Source organism: Paraburkholderia caribensis, assembly GCF_002902945.1.
GTDB classification, from domain to species: domain Bacteria; phylum Pseudomonadota; class Gammaproteobacteria; order Burkholderiales; family Burkholderiaceae; genus Paraburkholderia; species Paraburkholderia caribensis.
Window position 1 is genome coordinate 3,266,676 of record NZ_CP026101.1, and the last position, 13,289, is coordinate 3,279,964.

Consider the following 13,289-nt stretch of genomic DNA (forward strand, 5'->3'; position numbering starts at 1 on the left):
CCGTTTTTTGATACTGGTGCCGGCTGCAGGACTCGAACCCGCCACCTCATGATTACAAGTCAAGCGCTCTACCTGATGAGCTAAGCCGGCGTAAGACTTGAGACCGCGATTCTACTTCATTTCACGACTTTGAGGTGGCCTCTTCCGCCACCTTTCGATCCATCGTCGTCGGGACGCGGATCTTCATCGGTTTCGCTGACTTTCTCAGCAGCCGCAGCCTGTGGCGCCGCTTCCGGCGCTTCGGCTATCACGGCTTCTTCGTCCTCGGAGTCCGTCGCCTCGCCGCCCGCCGATTCGACCGGGAACGCCATGCCCTGCCCGTTCTCGCGCGCGTAAATGGCGAGCACGTTGGCAACGGGCACCTCGATCTTGTGCGACTTGCCCGAGAACCGCGCGTTGAACTCGATCCATTCGTTGCCCATCTGCAGCTGGCTGGTCGCCTCGAAGCTGATGTTCAACACGATCTCGTTGTCGCGCACGAACTGGCGCGGCACCCGCGTCTGGTTGTCGACACGCACCGCGATATGCGGCGTATAGCCGTTATCGGTACACCATTCGTACAGCGCGCGCAGCAGGTACGGCTTCGTGGAAATCTCTTGCATCAACGGTCCTTTTGCCGGGCAGGCGCGCGAACCGCAATGGAACGCCGCGCGCCACACCCGATGCCAATCTCAAACTCAGCGGCGCATCACCTTTTCCGACGGCGTCAGCGCTTCGATATAGGCCGGACGGCTGAAAATACGCTCGGCGTACTTCATCAGCGGCGCGGCGTTCTTCGACAGTTCGATGCCGTAGTGATCCAGACGCCACAACAGCGGCGCGATCGCGACATCGAGCATCGAGAATTCTTCGCCGAGCATGTACTTGTTCTTCAGGAAGATCGGTGCGAGCTGCGTCAGGCGGTCGCGAATAGCCAGGCGCGCCTTTTCGTGGTTCTTCTCAGCCGCCTTGCCCTTCTCGTTTTCGAGCGTGCCGACGTGGACGAACAGCTCTTTCTCGAAATTGAGCAGGAACAGACGCGCGCGAGCACGCTGGACGGGATCGGCGGGCATCAGTTGCGGATGCGGGAAGCGTTCGTCGATGTACTCGTTGATGATGTTCGATTCGTACAGGATCAGATCCCGTTCGACGAGAATCGGCACCTGACCATACGGATTCATCACGGCGATGTCTTCCGGTTTGTTGAACAGGTCGACGTCGCGGATTTCGAAGTCCATGCCCTTTTCGAACAACACCAGCCGGCAGCGCTGGGAGAACGGGCAAGTAGTGCCGGAATACAGAACCATCATGTTTGCGTTTCCTCAAAAAACTTAAAGGGCCAGCGAGCGGGAAAACCGTCATGCAGGTCTTCCCTTGCGCCGGCCCCACACCCGTTACGGTGTGACTATTTGATATCTTTCCAGTACGCGGCGTTCAGTCGCCAGGCGAAAAAGCTCAGAACGCCCAGGAACAGCAGCACCCACACGCCAAGCTGGCGACGGGTCTTCTGCGTCGGTTCGGACATCCATGACAGGTACGACACGAGGTCGGCCACAGCAGAATCATAATCTACCGGCGACATTGCCCCCGGCGTGACCTGCTGGTATCCCACGAATTTCTTGACCTTTTCCTTCGTGTGTTCGTCGATTTCGTCTTCGAACTTCGCCGTTCTTTGCCCCTGAAGCTCCCACAGCACGTGAGGCATGCTCACGTTCTCGTACACCATATTGTTCCAGCCGGTCGGCCGTGTGTCGTCGCGGTAGAAACTGCGCAAATACGTATACAGCCAGTCGCGGTTTCTTGCCCGCGCTTCCACCGACAGATCGGGCGGCGTCGCACCGAACCACGCTTTCGCGTCGTCGGGGCGCATGGCGACCGTCATCGTGTTACCGACTTTATCTGTCGTGAACAGCAGGTTTTTTTCAATTTCCTTCTGCGAAATACCGATATCTTGCAATCGGCTGTAGCGCATCAGGTTCGCACTATGGCAATTCAGGCAGTAGTTTACAAACAATTGGGCGCCGTGCTGCAACGAAGCAATATTGTCCGCGTTGTCGGGCGCACGGTCGAGCGGGAATTCGCCTTCCGCGCGAACGGACGCCGCGGATAGCGCCAGCACGGTTGCACCGAGCAGCGCGAGCGTCGAAAGCAGTTTTCTCATTTTCGTTTTCTCCTGGCTCGCGGTTAGTGGGGTTTGAACCGCACTCGTTCGGGCGGCTGCTTGAACTTGCCAAGCGGCGTCCAGAACGGCATGCCGAGGAAAAACGCGAAATAGATCAGCGCGCAGATCTGCGCAATCAGCGTCGCTGCCGGAGACGGCGGCTTGGTTCCGAGGAACGCGAGCGTCAGGAAGGCCAGCACGAAGATCCCGTAAAACACCTTGTGGAAGAACGGCCGGTAGCGGATCGATTTCACCGGCGACCGGTCGAGCCACGGCAGGAAGAACAGCGACACCACCGCGCTGCCCATCACCACGACGCCCCAGAACTTGGATTCCGTGAACGCCATCGCGAGGATTACCAGAACGGCGAGCACGGGCAGGCCGAGCTTCCACTTGCCGCGCGCCCGGATCAGCGCGAACAGCCCGAGCAGGCCGATCACGATCATCAGCACGATCTTGAACGGGTCGGTCGTGGCGCGCAGCATCGCGTAGAACGCGGTGAAGTACCAGACAGGTGCGATTTCCGGCGGCGTTTGCAGCGGGTTCGCCGGGACAAAGTTGTTCGACTCGAGGAAATAGCCGCCCATTTCCGGCGCGAAGAAGATGATCGCCGCGAACACCATCAGGAACACGCACACGCCCATGAAGTCGTGCACCGAGTAGTACGGGTGGAACGGAATGCCATCCAGCGGAATGCCGTTCGCATCCTTCTTCGCCTTGATCTCGATGCCGTCCGGGTTGTTCGACCCCACTTCATGCAGCGCGACGATGTGCGCCACCACCAGCCCGAGCAGCACCAGCGGAATCGCGATCACATGGAACGCGAAGAAGCGGTTCAGCGTGACGTCGGACACGACGTAGTCGCCGCGAATCCACAGCGACAGGTCCGGGCCGATAAACGGAATTGCCGAGAACAGGTTGACGATGACCTGTGCGCCCCAGTACGACATCTGGCCCCACGGCAGCAGATAGCCGAAGAACGCTTCGGCCATCAGGCACAGGAAAATCGCGCAGCCGAAGATCCACACCAGTTCGCGTGGCTTGCGGTACGACCCATACAGCAGCCCGCGAAACATATGCAGATACACGACCACGAAGAACATCGACGCGCCCGTGGAGTGCATATAGCGGATCAGCCAGCCCCACGGCACCTCGCGCATGATGTACTCGACCGATGCGAACGCGAGCAGCGAATCGGGCTTGTAGTTCATCGTCAGGAAGATGCCCGTGACGATCTGATTGACCAGCACCAGCAGCGCCAGCGAGCCGAAGAAGTACCAGAAGTTGAAGTTCTTCGGCGCGTAGTACTCGGAGACATGCGCTTTCCAGGTCGCCGTCATCGGAAAGCGGCGATCGATCCAGCCCGTGAGTCCCGTTGTTTCTACCTCTTTTTCGGTCGTCGCCATTACGCTTCTCCTTTCTCGTCCTTGCCGATCACGAGCGTGTTGCCGGTGATCATGTAAGGCGGGATGTCGAGGTTTTGCGGCGCAGGTTTGTTCTTGAAGACGCGGCCGGCCATGTCGTAGGTCGAGCCGTGGCAGGGACAGAGAAAACCGCCCGGCCAGTCATCGGGAAGATTGGGCTGCGCGCCTTCCTGAAAGCGTGGAGTCGGCGTGCAGCCCAGATGAGTGCACACCGCGACAGCAACGAAAAGATTCTTGTGCTCGGGACGCGAGCGAAACTCGTTCTTGGTGTAGTCCGGCTCCGGCATCGAAAACGGGTTCTTGCTTTCCGGATCGGCGACTTCCTTGTCGGCCTTCTGGACGTCGGCCAACTGCTTGTCGGTGCGATTGATGATCCAGACGGGCTTGCCTCGCCATGCGACCGTCATCATGTCGCCGGGCTTGAGGTTGGAGATATCGACTTCGACGGGGGCTCCCGCCGCTTTGGCTTTTTCGGATGGTGCAAACGAACTAACAAAGGGTACGACGGTGGCGACTCCTCCGATGCCACCTGCTACGGTCGTCGCAATCAGCCAGGAACGGCGGCCGCCATCGACGCGTTCATCTTCCTTGTCTCGCATCACACGCCCCACTTCTGAGTTGGATTTTTCCTTCACGTCGGGTCTACCGCCGCTAGTTTGCTCGAATGGAGTCGGCATTTACAAGGGCCGATTGCCAAAAACCGTGCGAAGTCATTGATAAATCAGGGTTTCCCCGCACGGATCGCAAACATTTTCACGGCTTTTATTAAGCATTTCCTCCGTTTTTCAATCCTTTTCTGCGCCTAATCCGGCCAGCATTCAAACTGGATTATGAATATCGATAAAAAGGTGTTCGAGCTCGAACTGCTCGGACAGATGCGCGCCCAGCGCCTGCACGCCGTAGCGCTCGGTCGCGTGATGACCGGCCGAGATGAACGCTACACCGCTTTCCGCCGCCGTGTGCACGGTCGGCTCGGAGATTTCCCCCGTCAGATAGACGTCCGCGCCGGCGTCGATCGCCGCGTCGAAATAGCCCTGTGCCGCGCCCGTGCACCACGCGACGCGGCGCAAGCTCTTGTCCGGGTCGCCGAATACGAGCGGCGTGCGGCCGAGGGTCTGCTCGACCTCTGCAGTGAAATGCGCGAGCGTGATCGGCATCGGCAACGTGCTCATCCAGCCGATGTCGTTGTCGCCGAAACGGCCGTCGGCGATCAGACCGAACTTCGCGCCGAGCTGCGCGTTGTTGCCGTACAGCGGATGATCGTCCAGCGGCAGATGAAAAGCGAACAGATTCAGGTCGTTCGCGAGCAGCGCCTTGAGCCGCTGATATTTGCGGCCGGTGATCTGCGGCGCCTCGTTGCGCCAGAAGTAGCCGTGATGGACCAGCACGGCGTCCGCGCCCCACTCCAGCGCGGCCTCCAGAAAGGCCAGCGACGCGGTCACGCCCGTCGCGATTTTCTCGACCTTGCGCCGCCCTTCGACCTGCAGACCATTGGGGCAATAGTCCTTGAACCGCGAAGTTTCAAGGAGATTGTTCAAGTACAATTCGAGTTCGATCCGATCCATATCACCCTCTAATTTTTCAGATGCTCAGACGCTTTTGGCTGTTCTTCGCCCAGGCGGTGACCGTGCTGCTGGCGCTGATGTTCATCATTGCGACCCTCAAACCGCAATGGCTGCAGCGTCAAGGGCAGTTCGGCAAGCAACTGGCCGAGCCGATCGTCGCGCTCCGAGAAGTGGCACCCGGGATCGGCAGCGGGGGCAATGTCCAGAATTCCTACGCGGACGCGGCGCAAAAGGCGATGCCTGCCGTCGTCAACGTGTTCTCCAGCAAGGACGGCTCGCTTCCGCCCGACCCGCGCGCCAAAGATCCGCTGTTCCGCTACTTCTTCGGCGACAAGAACAAAAAGCAGCAAGAGCAACCCGCAGCCAATCTCGGCTCGGGCGTTATCGTGAGTTCGGAAGGTTACATTCTAACGAACCAGCACGTCGTGGACGGCGCCGATCAGATCGAAATCGCGCTCGCCGACGGACGCACGACGAACGCGAAGGTGATCGGCGTCGATCCCGAGACCGATCTTGCCGTGCTGAAGGTCAACATGACCAACCTTCCCACCATCACGCTCGGCCGCATGGACCAGACGCGCGTCGGCGATGTGGTGCTCGCGATCGGCAATCCGTTCGGCGTCGGGCAGACGGTGACGATGGGCATCGTCAGCGCGCTCGGCCGCAATCACCTCGGCATCAATACATTCGAAAACTTCATCCAGACCGACGCGCCGATCAATCCCGGCAACTCGGGTGGCGCGCTCGTCGACGTGAACGGTAACCTGCTCGGCATCAACACGGCGATCTACTCGCGCTCGGGCGGCTCGCTCGGCATCGGTTTCGCGATTCCCGTTTCAACGGCGCGCAGCGTGCTCGAAAGCATCATCACGACGGGCACCGTGACGCGCGGCTGGATCGGCGTCGAGCCGCAGGACGTGACGCCGGAGATCGCGGAATCGTTCGGGCTCGATCAGAAGTCGGGCGCGATCGTCGCGGGCGTACTCAAGGGCGGCCCCGCCGACAAGGCAGGCATCAAGCCCGGCGACATTCTGGTGTCGGTCAACGGCCAGGACATCACCGACACCACGCGTCTCCTGAACGTAATCGCGCAGATCAAGCCCGGCACCGACGCGAAGGTGCATCTGGTGCGCAAGAACAAGGAAATGGATCTGAACGTGATGATCGGCAAGCGCCCGCCGCCGCCGAAGCAGCCTTCGGACGAAGGCGATGACGACGATGGCGGTTGAGCGATCAATCGGTCGGCCGCTCAGTTAGCGAATTAGCGAAGTCAAACAAAAAGGGCAGTCTCCAACGGAGCACTGCCCTTTTTGCTGTCGGGCGCGGCCCGAGCGGCACGAGGTTCGCTCAGCTTGCCGCCCCGCCCTCGTTTTCAGCCGTGGCAACCGGCTTGCTGACGAAGAGCCGCGCCGCGATGATGCCCGCTTCGTACAGCACGATCAGCGGGATCGCGAGAATGAGCTGCGAGAACACGTCGGGCGGCGTCACCACGGCCGAGATCACGAACGCGCCGACGATCACATACGGCCGGATCTCCTTGAGCTTCTTGATCGTCAGCACGTTCATGCGTACGAGCAGCACGACGACGATCGGCACTTCGAACGTCACGCCGAAGGCGAGGAACATCGTCAGCACGAAACTCAGGTAATTGTCGATATCGGTGGTCATCTCCGCGCCAAGCGGCGCGTTGTAGTGCGCCATCACGCGGAAAATAGTCGGAAACACGACGAAATACGCGAACGCCATCCCGCACAGAAACAGCGTATAGCTGCTGCCGACCAGCGGACCGACCAGCTTCTTCTCGTGCTGGTACAAACCCGGCGCGACGAACGCCCAGATCTGATACAGCACGATTGGCAGCGCGATCACGAAGGCGACCAGCATCGTCACTTTCATCGGCACGAAGAACGAGCCGGTGACGTCGGTGACGATCATCTTGCCGTCCTTCGGCAGATTGTTCATCAGCGGACGCGCGAGCAGCCGGAAGATGTCGGGCGCCCAGTAGACGAGCCCGACGAACACGACAATCACCGAAATGCCCGCGCGGATGATGCGGTCGCGCAGTTCGACGAGATGCGAGATGAAGGTCTCTTCAGTGCCTTCGTTCTGGTTTTGGGGGTCGCTCACGCCGGCCCTCGGTAAGAGATTGATGCGCGGGACATCGGACGATCAGAAAAAACGTGTCGGCCGACGCAGGCTGACGGGCGTATGGCGTGCGACGCGCGCGGCGCCCGACTGTACACGCGTACGCCGCAACGTCGCGCGTTTGTACCAGTTCGGCGTGGCCGCCTGCTTCACGCGCCAGTTTTTGCGTTTGGAAGCGGCGGCGTCGGTGCTGCGCCACGACGTCCCGCCCGTTGATGTAGCGGAACCGTCGGTCGCGCTCATCAGGCTGTCGGTCGCGCCGCCCGCAATACTCGGCGACACCGACGTGCCCTGCGTCCACGCTTCGTTCAGTTCCGTCTCGTGCTTGCGCATGTTGTCGTGAATCGTGCTTTCGACGTTATGCGCCGCCGATTCGAACTCGGTCTTCATGCGACGCAATTCGTCGAGTTCGATCTCACGCGTGACTTCGGCCTTCACGTCGTTGATATAGCGCTGCGCGCGGCCGAACAGCGCGCCCGCCGTGCGAGCCACGCGCGGCAGGCGTTCGGGGCCGAGCACGACCAGCGCGACCACGCCGATCAACGCCATCTTGGTTAAACCGAGGTCCAGCATGGATAGGGCTTCCCGTCAGTGCGCGCGTGTCAGCGCAAGCTCGGCTGGCGCCGGATTAGCGGGAATCGCCGGAATGCGGCGCCTTTTCCTTTGCGTCGACATCGACGGTGTTGGTGCGCGAAAGCTGGTCGCGCTGCTGGCCTTCAGGCGTTTCGCCGTCCTTCATGCCTTCCTTGAAGCCCTTCACCGCGCCGCCCAGATCAGTGCCGATATTGCGCAGCTTCTTCGTGCCGAACACCAGTGCGACGATCAGCAGAACGATCAGCCAATGCCAAATACTCAACGAACCCATGAAAATCTCCTTAACCCCCACCGTCGTGCCTGGCGACGGCGACTATGCGCCTTGCGGCTGAATCGAAGCGCGCCACAAGAACGCACCCCGTGTGCAAAACTACCGCCGACGCCGCCTTATTGCGTCAGCGCCCTCGGTCCCATTATGAACATGTCTGCGAGTCGCTGTCGTTACATCCCTACATTAAATAACGACGTCGCGATGCCCGGCCCGCCATTGTGCGTAGTCAAAAAGCGGATGCGGCGAATCTTTGTCGCTCGTTTCTCACCGAACGTCCGCCAACGCGCCCGTTTGACCCGCCCTCAGCCCATTCTCAACCACGGGCGCGGTCCCGCCAGCAGATGCGCGTGCAGGTGATAGACCTCCTGCCCACCGCCAGGCCCCGTATTGATGACCGTGCGGAAACCGGTCTGCCCACCTTTGTACGCGACGCCCAGCTGATCGGCGAGACGTGCAACCAATATGAGCATTTTACCAAGCAGGGCTGAATCGCTCTCGGTACAGTTCGAGAGCGTCTCGATGTGCTTGCGCGGTATCACGAGCACATGCGTTTCGGCCGCCGGACGGATGTCGCGGAACGCGACGAACTCGTCGTCTTCGTGGACTTTCGTCGACGGGATCTCGCCCGCGGCGATCTTGCAGAACAGGCAATTGGGATCGTGGCTCATGGTCTAGGTGGACAGCGAACGCGGTGCTGCTCAGAACCAGCCGCGTGGATTCGTCAGCGGCTTGTTGTCGTACAGATACAGCCAGCCTTTGATGATACGGTACAAGGTCCATATCGCGACAGCCCACAGAATAGGCACGCCGATCAGCACGATGAACAGCGCAACGCCGATCAGATGCCCGATCAGTCCCATCCAGAACGTGCGGATCTGCCAGTCGAAATGCGCTTCGTATGGCGTGCCAATGGTCTCAGGCCGCTTGATGTAGTTGATGATGATCGCGACCAGCACCGAGATGCCGCCCGTCAGCCAGTACACGGCATAGAGCGCGTAGATGATGTGCGTCAGCGTGCGCAGGCTGCGCTGCCGGTCGATTTCGACTGCGCTCTGATACGACGGTGGCGGATAACCGCCGTGCGACTGTTCCATGCTTGCGTCCTCCTGGAGCGTGCGAATGGATACTGTTGCTGTGCCGGTGCTGCGTGTCTCGTCTCTTCGCCGTGTTTCGCCGCGCGTGCATCTGCGCGCGCGGTCATGTCCTGCGCGTGCTCAGTCGCCGTTCTGCTCGCGCTCGCGGCTCTTGCGCAATGCTTTTTCTTCGATGCCCGACAGCCCTTCGCGGCGTTCCAGTTCGGCCAGAACGTCGGCGGGATTCAGGTCGAAGTGCGACAGCATCACGAGGCAATGAAACCACAGATCGGCCACTTCGCCGACCAGCGCCTTGCGCTCCGCACCGAGGCGCACGTCCTTCGCGGCCAGCACGACTTCCGTGGCTTCCTCGCCGATCTTCTTCAGCACCGCGTCGTCGCCCTTATGGAACAGGCGCGACACGTACGAAGCGTCAGGATCGCCGCCCTTGCGGCTGTCGATAACGGCAGCGAGACGCCGAAGCGTATCGTTCGTCGATTGCGAGTTTTGCGTCATTTGTAGATGTGTTCGGGGTCTTTCAGCACGGGATCGACGGCAACCCAGTTGCCGGCATCGACCGAGCCTTCGAATTTCTGGAAAAAGCACGAATGCCGGCCCGTGTGGCAGGCGATGCCCGACACCTGCTCGACCTTCAGCAGCACGACGTCTTCGTCGCAATCGAGCCGCACCTCATGCACATGCTGCACATGGCCCGACTCTTCGCCCTTGAACCACAGGCGCTGGCGCGAGCGGGAAAAATAGACCGCGCGCCCCGTTTCGATCGTCTTCGACAGCGCTTCGCGGTTCATCCACGCGAACATCAGCACGTCGTTAGTCGACGCTTCCTGCGCGATCACGGGCACGAGGCCGTTCGCGTCCCACTTCACCTTGTCGAGCCAGCCGACTTCAGACGGATTCACGTTACAACCTCACCGAAATGCCCTGATCGGCCATGAAGTGCTTGCACTCGCCAACCGTGTGCTCGCCATAGTGGAAGATGCTCGCGGCGAGCACAGCGTCCGCGCGGCCTTCCTTGATGCCGTCGGCCAGATGCTGCAACGAACCGACGCCGCCCGACGCGATGACGGGAATGGACACCGCGTCCGACACGGCGCGCGTCAGCGCGATGTCGAAGCCGCTTTTCGTGCCGTCGCGGTCCATGCTGGTCAGCAGGATTTCGCCCGCGCCGAGTTCGGCCATCTTGCGCGCCCATTGGACGGCGTCGAGGCCCGTGTTCTTGCGCCCGCCGTGCGTGAAGACTTCCCAGCGAGGCGCTTCGCCGTCGGCCGACACGCGCTTCGCGTCGATCGCGACGACGATGCACTGCGAACCGTATTTGTCGGTCGAATCGCGCACGAGCTGCGGATTCGCCACTGCCGACGAATTCATGCTGACCTTGTCCGCGCCCGCGTTCAGCAACCGCCGCACGTCTTCGACGGCGCGCACGCCGCCGCCGACCGTCAGCGGAATGAACACCTGCGAAGCCACGGCTTCGATGATCGGGAGGATCAGGTCGCGCTGGTCCGACGTAGCGGTGATATCGAGGAACGTGAGTTCGTCCGCGCCCTGCTCGTCGTAGCGGCGCGCGATTTCGACAGGGTCACCCGCGTCGCGCAATTCGACGAAGTTGACGCCCTTGACCACGCGGCCAGCCGTGACGTCCAGACAGGGAATAATGCGTTTAGCTAAAGCCATGATCTTGCTATTTTCTGCCAATACCGCTGGTGAGGCCGTTCGCCCATGCGTGAATTGCAGGAGAACGGCGCAAGGCCGGCATGCCGGACGCTCCGCGCGCCTGTGAACGATGCTTCAGGCGCGCGCGATGCGCGGAAAACCCGACGCTCAGGCGTCGTCCGATTCGCGCAAACGGTCCGCGTGCGTCTGCGCCGCGGCGAAGTCCAGGTCGCCCGAATAGATCGCACGGCCACAGATCACGCCTTCGATGCCTTCGGCTTCCACTTCGCACAGCGCGTCGATATCGCCCATGTTCGACAGGCCGCCGCTCGCGATCACGGGAATCTTCACCGCGCGCGCAAGGCGCACCGTCGCCTCGATGTTGATGCCCTGAAGCATGCCGTCGCGACCGATGTCCGTGTAGATGATCGACTCGCAGCCGTAGTCCTCGAACTTGCGCGCGAGGTCCGCGACTTCGTGGCCCGTCAGCTTGCTCCAGCCGTCGGTGGCGACCTTGCCGTCCTTCGCATCGAGGCCGACGATGATATGGCCGCCGAACGCCGTGCACGCTTCGAGCAGGAAGCCGGGGTTCTTCACCGCCGCCGTGCCGATGATCACGTACTCGAGGCCGTCGTCCAGATAGCGTTCGATCGTGTTCAGGTCGCGGATGCCGCCGCCCAGTTGCACGGGAATCTCGCCGCCGACTTCTTCGATGATCGCGCGAATCGCGTCTTCGTTCTTCGGCTTGCCGGCGAACGCGCCGTTCAGGTCGACGAGGTGCAGGCGCCGCGCGCCGCGGTCGACCCAATGTCGGGCCATCACCGCCGGTTCCTCGTGGAAAATCGTCGCCTGGTCCATATCGCCCTGTTTGAGGCGTACACACTGACCGTCTTTCAGGTCGATGGCGGGGATCAGCAGCATAGCAATCGGGTGTTGTCAGGAAAAAAATTGAAGTTCGGCTGGCGGCAAATCCGGCCGGGGCCGGGGCCGGCGCCAGGCCGTTCCGCTAGTTTAGTACATGTCTTTCGGCGACCTTGCCGACGGGCTTCGAATGCATAGGCACATGAGCGAGGGAGCAAGGCCGGACGGAGGACATGGACGGTTAAAGATGCTGACGGCCGGGGATCAGGGATTCCAGTGCACGAAGTTGCGATACACGCGCAGGCCCGCGTCGGCGCTCTTTTCCGGGTGGAATTGGGTCGCAAAAATGTTATCCCGCGCCACTGCCGAGGTAAAGGGCACGCCGTACACGGTTTCGCCCGACGTATGCGCGGCGTTTTCCGGCACGACGTAATAGCTGTGCACGAAGTAGAAGAACGCGTTGTCGGCGACGCCGTCCCACAACGGGTGCGGCTGCGCCTGACGGACACGGTTCCAGCCCATCTGCGGGACCTTGAAGCGCGAGCCGTCGTCCTGCAACTGGCCTTCGAGATCGAAGCGCACAACCTTGCCCGGCAACAGGCCCAGGCCCTTCGTATCGCCTTCCGCGCTCCAGTCGAACAGCATCTGCTCGCCGACGCACACGCCCATCAGGGGCTTGCTGCGCGACGCTTCGACGACGGCGTCCTGCAAGCCGGACTCGCCGAGCGAGCGCATGCAGTCGGGCATCGCGCCCTGGCCCGGCAGCACCACGCGGTCCGCCGCGCGGATCGCTTCGGGCTTGTCGACGATCGCCACGTCCGCTTCCGGCGCGGCCTTCTTCAACGCCTGGGCGACCGAGCGCAGGTTGCCCATTCCGTAATCCACAATCGCAATCGAAGTTTTCATTTCAAATTAGGCAGCAACGCCTTCAATCCGTTGACGATGAACTCCACCGCCAGCGCCGACAACATCAAACCCATCAGCCGGGTACCGATGTTGATTCCCGTCCGACCGACCCAGCGGGCAATCGGTTCGGCAAGACTCAGCGATCCGAAGCACAGCGCCGCAATCACAGCGCCGATGCCAATCAGAGTAATCCGCTCGTACCAATGAGGATAGCTGGCCGAATAGACTAGGACAGTACTGATAGAGCCCGGTCCCGTCAGCAGCGGGATCGCCAGCGGCACGACGGCGATGTTGTCCTTCATCTCCGCCTCGTGACGCTCTTCGGGCGTCGAGCGCGCATTGCCGACCTGCGCGTTCAGCATGCTGATCGACATCAGCAGCATGATGATGCCTCCGCCCACTTCGAGCGCGCCGATCGAAATGCCGAAAAAGCGGATGATCTGCTGCCCGAGCAACGTGCTCACGGCAATCACGCAGAACACCGAAATCGACGCGATACGGATCGTGCGGCGCTGTTCGGCGGACGATTGCTGCGACGTCAGGCTCAGAAAGAACGGTATCGCGCCCACCGGGTTGATCAACGCCAGCAGCGAAATAAACGACTTGATGATGTCCATCTCAAGCCGGCGGCGCGCC

General features: G+C 61.2%; 18 protein-coding genes and 1 tRNA gene. 1 reads left to right on the top strand and 18 read right to left on the bottom strand.

What is annotated here, in order from left to right; all coding sequences use genetic code 11:
• Nucleotides 1-14: 14 nt before the first annotated feature.
• The 7 genes from C2L66_RS14455 to C2L66_RS14485 form a co-directional block, all read right to left on the bottom strand.
• A tRNA-Thr gene (locus C2L66_RS14455) sits at nucleotides 15-90 on the bottom strand.
• Nucleotides 91-116: 26 nt separating this feature from the next.
• On the bottom strand, nucleotides 117-602 hold the full coding sequence (locus C2L66_RS14460) for a ClpXP protease specificity-enhancing factor (RefSeq protein WP_054929106.1): 486 nt from the start codon (nucleotides 600-602) through the stop codon (nucleotides 117-119).
• Between the two features lie 75 nt (nucleotides 603-677).
• Nucleotides 678-1,289, bottom strand: a complete 612-nt coding sequence (locus C2L66_RS14465; protein ID WP_006052302.1) for a glutathione S-transferase N-terminal domain-containing protein — start codon at nucleotides 1,287-1,289, stop codon at nucleotides 678-680.
• 95 nt (nucleotides 1,290-1,384) lie between these two features.
• Nucleotides 1,385-2,140, bottom strand: a complete 756-nt coding sequence (locus C2L66_RS14470; RefSeq protein ID WP_054929107.1) for a cytochrome c1 — start codon at nucleotides 2,138-2,140, stop codon at nucleotides 1,385-1,387.
• Nucleotides 2,141-2,163: 23 nt separating this feature from the next.
• Nucleotides 2,164-3,546, bottom strand: coding sequence for a cytochrome b (locus C2L66_RS14475; protein WP_035989005.1), 1,383 nt, complete (start codon nucleotides 3,544-3,546; stop codon nucleotides 2,164-2,166).
• Entirely contained in the window at nucleotides 3,546-4,163 is a 618-nt protein-coding gene (petA, locus tag C2L66_RS14480) for a ubiquinol-cytochrome c reductase iron-sulfur subunit (RefSeq protein WP_054929108.1), read from the bottom strand. The genes C2L66_RS14475 and petA overlap by 1 nt, the downstream gene beginning before the upstream one ends.
• A gap of 219 nt (nucleotides 4,164-4,382) precedes the next feature.
• Nucleotides 4,383-5,129: a Nif3-like dinuclear metal center hexameric protein gene (locus tag C2L66_RS14485; protein WP_054929109.1), complete on the bottom strand. Its 747-nt coding sequence runs from the start codon at nucleotides 5,127-5,129 to the stop codon at nucleotides 4,383-4,385.
• A 20-nt stretch (nucleotides 5,130-5,149) separates the two neighbouring features.
• Between C2L66_RS14485 and C2L66_RS14490 the strand changes: the two genes are divergently transcribed.
• Entirely contained in the window at nucleotides 5,150-6,358 is a 1,209-nt protein-coding gene (locus C2L66_RS14490) for a Do family serine endopeptidase (RefSeq protein WP_035988997.1), read from the top strand.
• Between the two features lie 118 nt (nucleotides 6,359-6,476).
• Here C2L66_RS14490 and tatC read toward each other — a convergent pair whose 3' ends face one another.
• The 11 genes from tatC to C2L66_RS14545 form a co-directional block, all read right to left on the bottom strand.
• The gene (gene tatC / locus C2L66_RS14495) at nucleotides 6,477-7,256 is read right to left on the bottom strand and encodes a twin-arginine translocase subunit TatC (protein WP_035988995.1); all 780 of its coding nucleotides are present in this window, start codon (nucleotides 7,254-7,256) and stop codon (nucleotides 6,477-6,479) included.
• Between the two features lie 42 nt (nucleotides 7,257-7,298).
• Nucleotides 7,299-7,847, bottom strand: coding sequence for a Sec-independent protein translocase protein TatB (tatB, locus tag C2L66_RS14500; RefSeq protein WP_060599616.1), 549 nt, complete (start codon nucleotides 7,845-7,847; stop codon nucleotides 7,299-7,301).
• A gap of 55 nt (nucleotides 7,848-7,902) precedes the next feature.
• Nucleotides 7,903-8,139: a Sec-independent protein translocase subunit TatA gene (gene tatA, locus C2L66_RS14505; RefSeq protein ID WP_007731834.1), complete on the bottom strand. Its 237-nt coding sequence runs from the start codon at nucleotides 8,137-8,139 to the stop codon at nucleotides 7,903-7,905.
• 302 nt (nucleotides 8,140-8,441) lie between these two features.
• Entirely contained in the window at nucleotides 8,442-8,807 is a 366-nt protein-coding gene (locus tag C2L66_RS14510) for a histidine triad nucleotide-binding protein (RefSeq protein WP_007731835.1), read from the bottom strand.
• Nucleotides 8,808-8,837: 30 nt separating this feature from the next.
• Nucleotides 8,838-9,233, bottom strand: coding sequence for a DUF4870 family protein (locus C2L66_RS14515; RefSeq protein WP_054929110.1), 396 nt, complete (start codon nucleotides 9,231-9,233; stop codon nucleotides 8,838-8,840).
• A 120-nt stretch (nucleotides 9,234-9,353) separates the two neighbouring features.
• Entirely contained in the window at nucleotides 9,354-9,728 is a 375-nt protein-coding gene (locus C2L66_RS14520; protein WP_054929111.1) for a phosphoribosyl-ATP diphosphatase, read from the bottom strand.
• Nucleotides 9,725-10,132, bottom strand: coding sequence for a phosphoribosyl-AMP cyclohydrolase (gene hisI / locus C2L66_RS14525; RefSeq protein WP_009771325.1), 408 nt, complete (start codon nucleotides 10,130-10,132; stop codon nucleotides 9,725-9,727). Before hisI ends, C2L66_RS14520 begins: the two co-directional genes overlap by 4 nt.
• A 1-nt stretch (nucleotide 10,133) precedes the next feature.
• On the bottom strand, nucleotides 10,134-10,907 hold the full coding sequence (gene hisF / locus C2L66_RS14530; protein WP_054929130.1) for an imidazole glycerol phosphate synthase subunit HisF: 774 nt from the start codon (nucleotides 10,905-10,907) through the stop codon (nucleotides 10,134-10,136).
• A 147-nt stretch (nucleotides 10,908-11,054) separates the two neighbouring features.
• Nucleotides 11,055-11,807 (bottom strand): 1-(5-phosphoribosyl)-5-[(5-phosphoribosylamino)methylideneamino]imidazole-4-carboxamide isomerase, encoded by a 753-nt coding sequence (gene hisA / locus C2L66_RS14535; protein ID WP_054929112.1) that lies wholly within the window; start codon nucleotides 11,805-11,807, stop codon nucleotides 11,055-11,057.
• A gap of 204 nt (nucleotides 11,808-12,011) precedes the next feature.
• The gene (gene hisH / locus C2L66_RS14540) at nucleotides 12,012-12,653 is read right to left on the bottom strand and encodes an imidazole glycerol phosphate synthase subunit HisH (protein ID WP_035988975.1); all 642 of its coding nucleotides are present in this window, start codon (nucleotides 12,651-12,653) and stop codon (nucleotides 12,012-12,014) included.
• Nucleotides 12,650-13,270 (bottom strand): MarC family protein, encoded by a 621-nt coding sequence (locus C2L66_RS14545; protein ID WP_054929113.1) that lies wholly within the window; start codon nucleotides 13,268-13,270, stop codon nucleotides 12,650-12,652. The genes hisH and C2L66_RS14545 overlap by 4 nt, the downstream gene beginning before the upstream one ends.
• Between the last annotated feature and the right edge of the window lie 19 nt (nucleotides 13,271-13,289).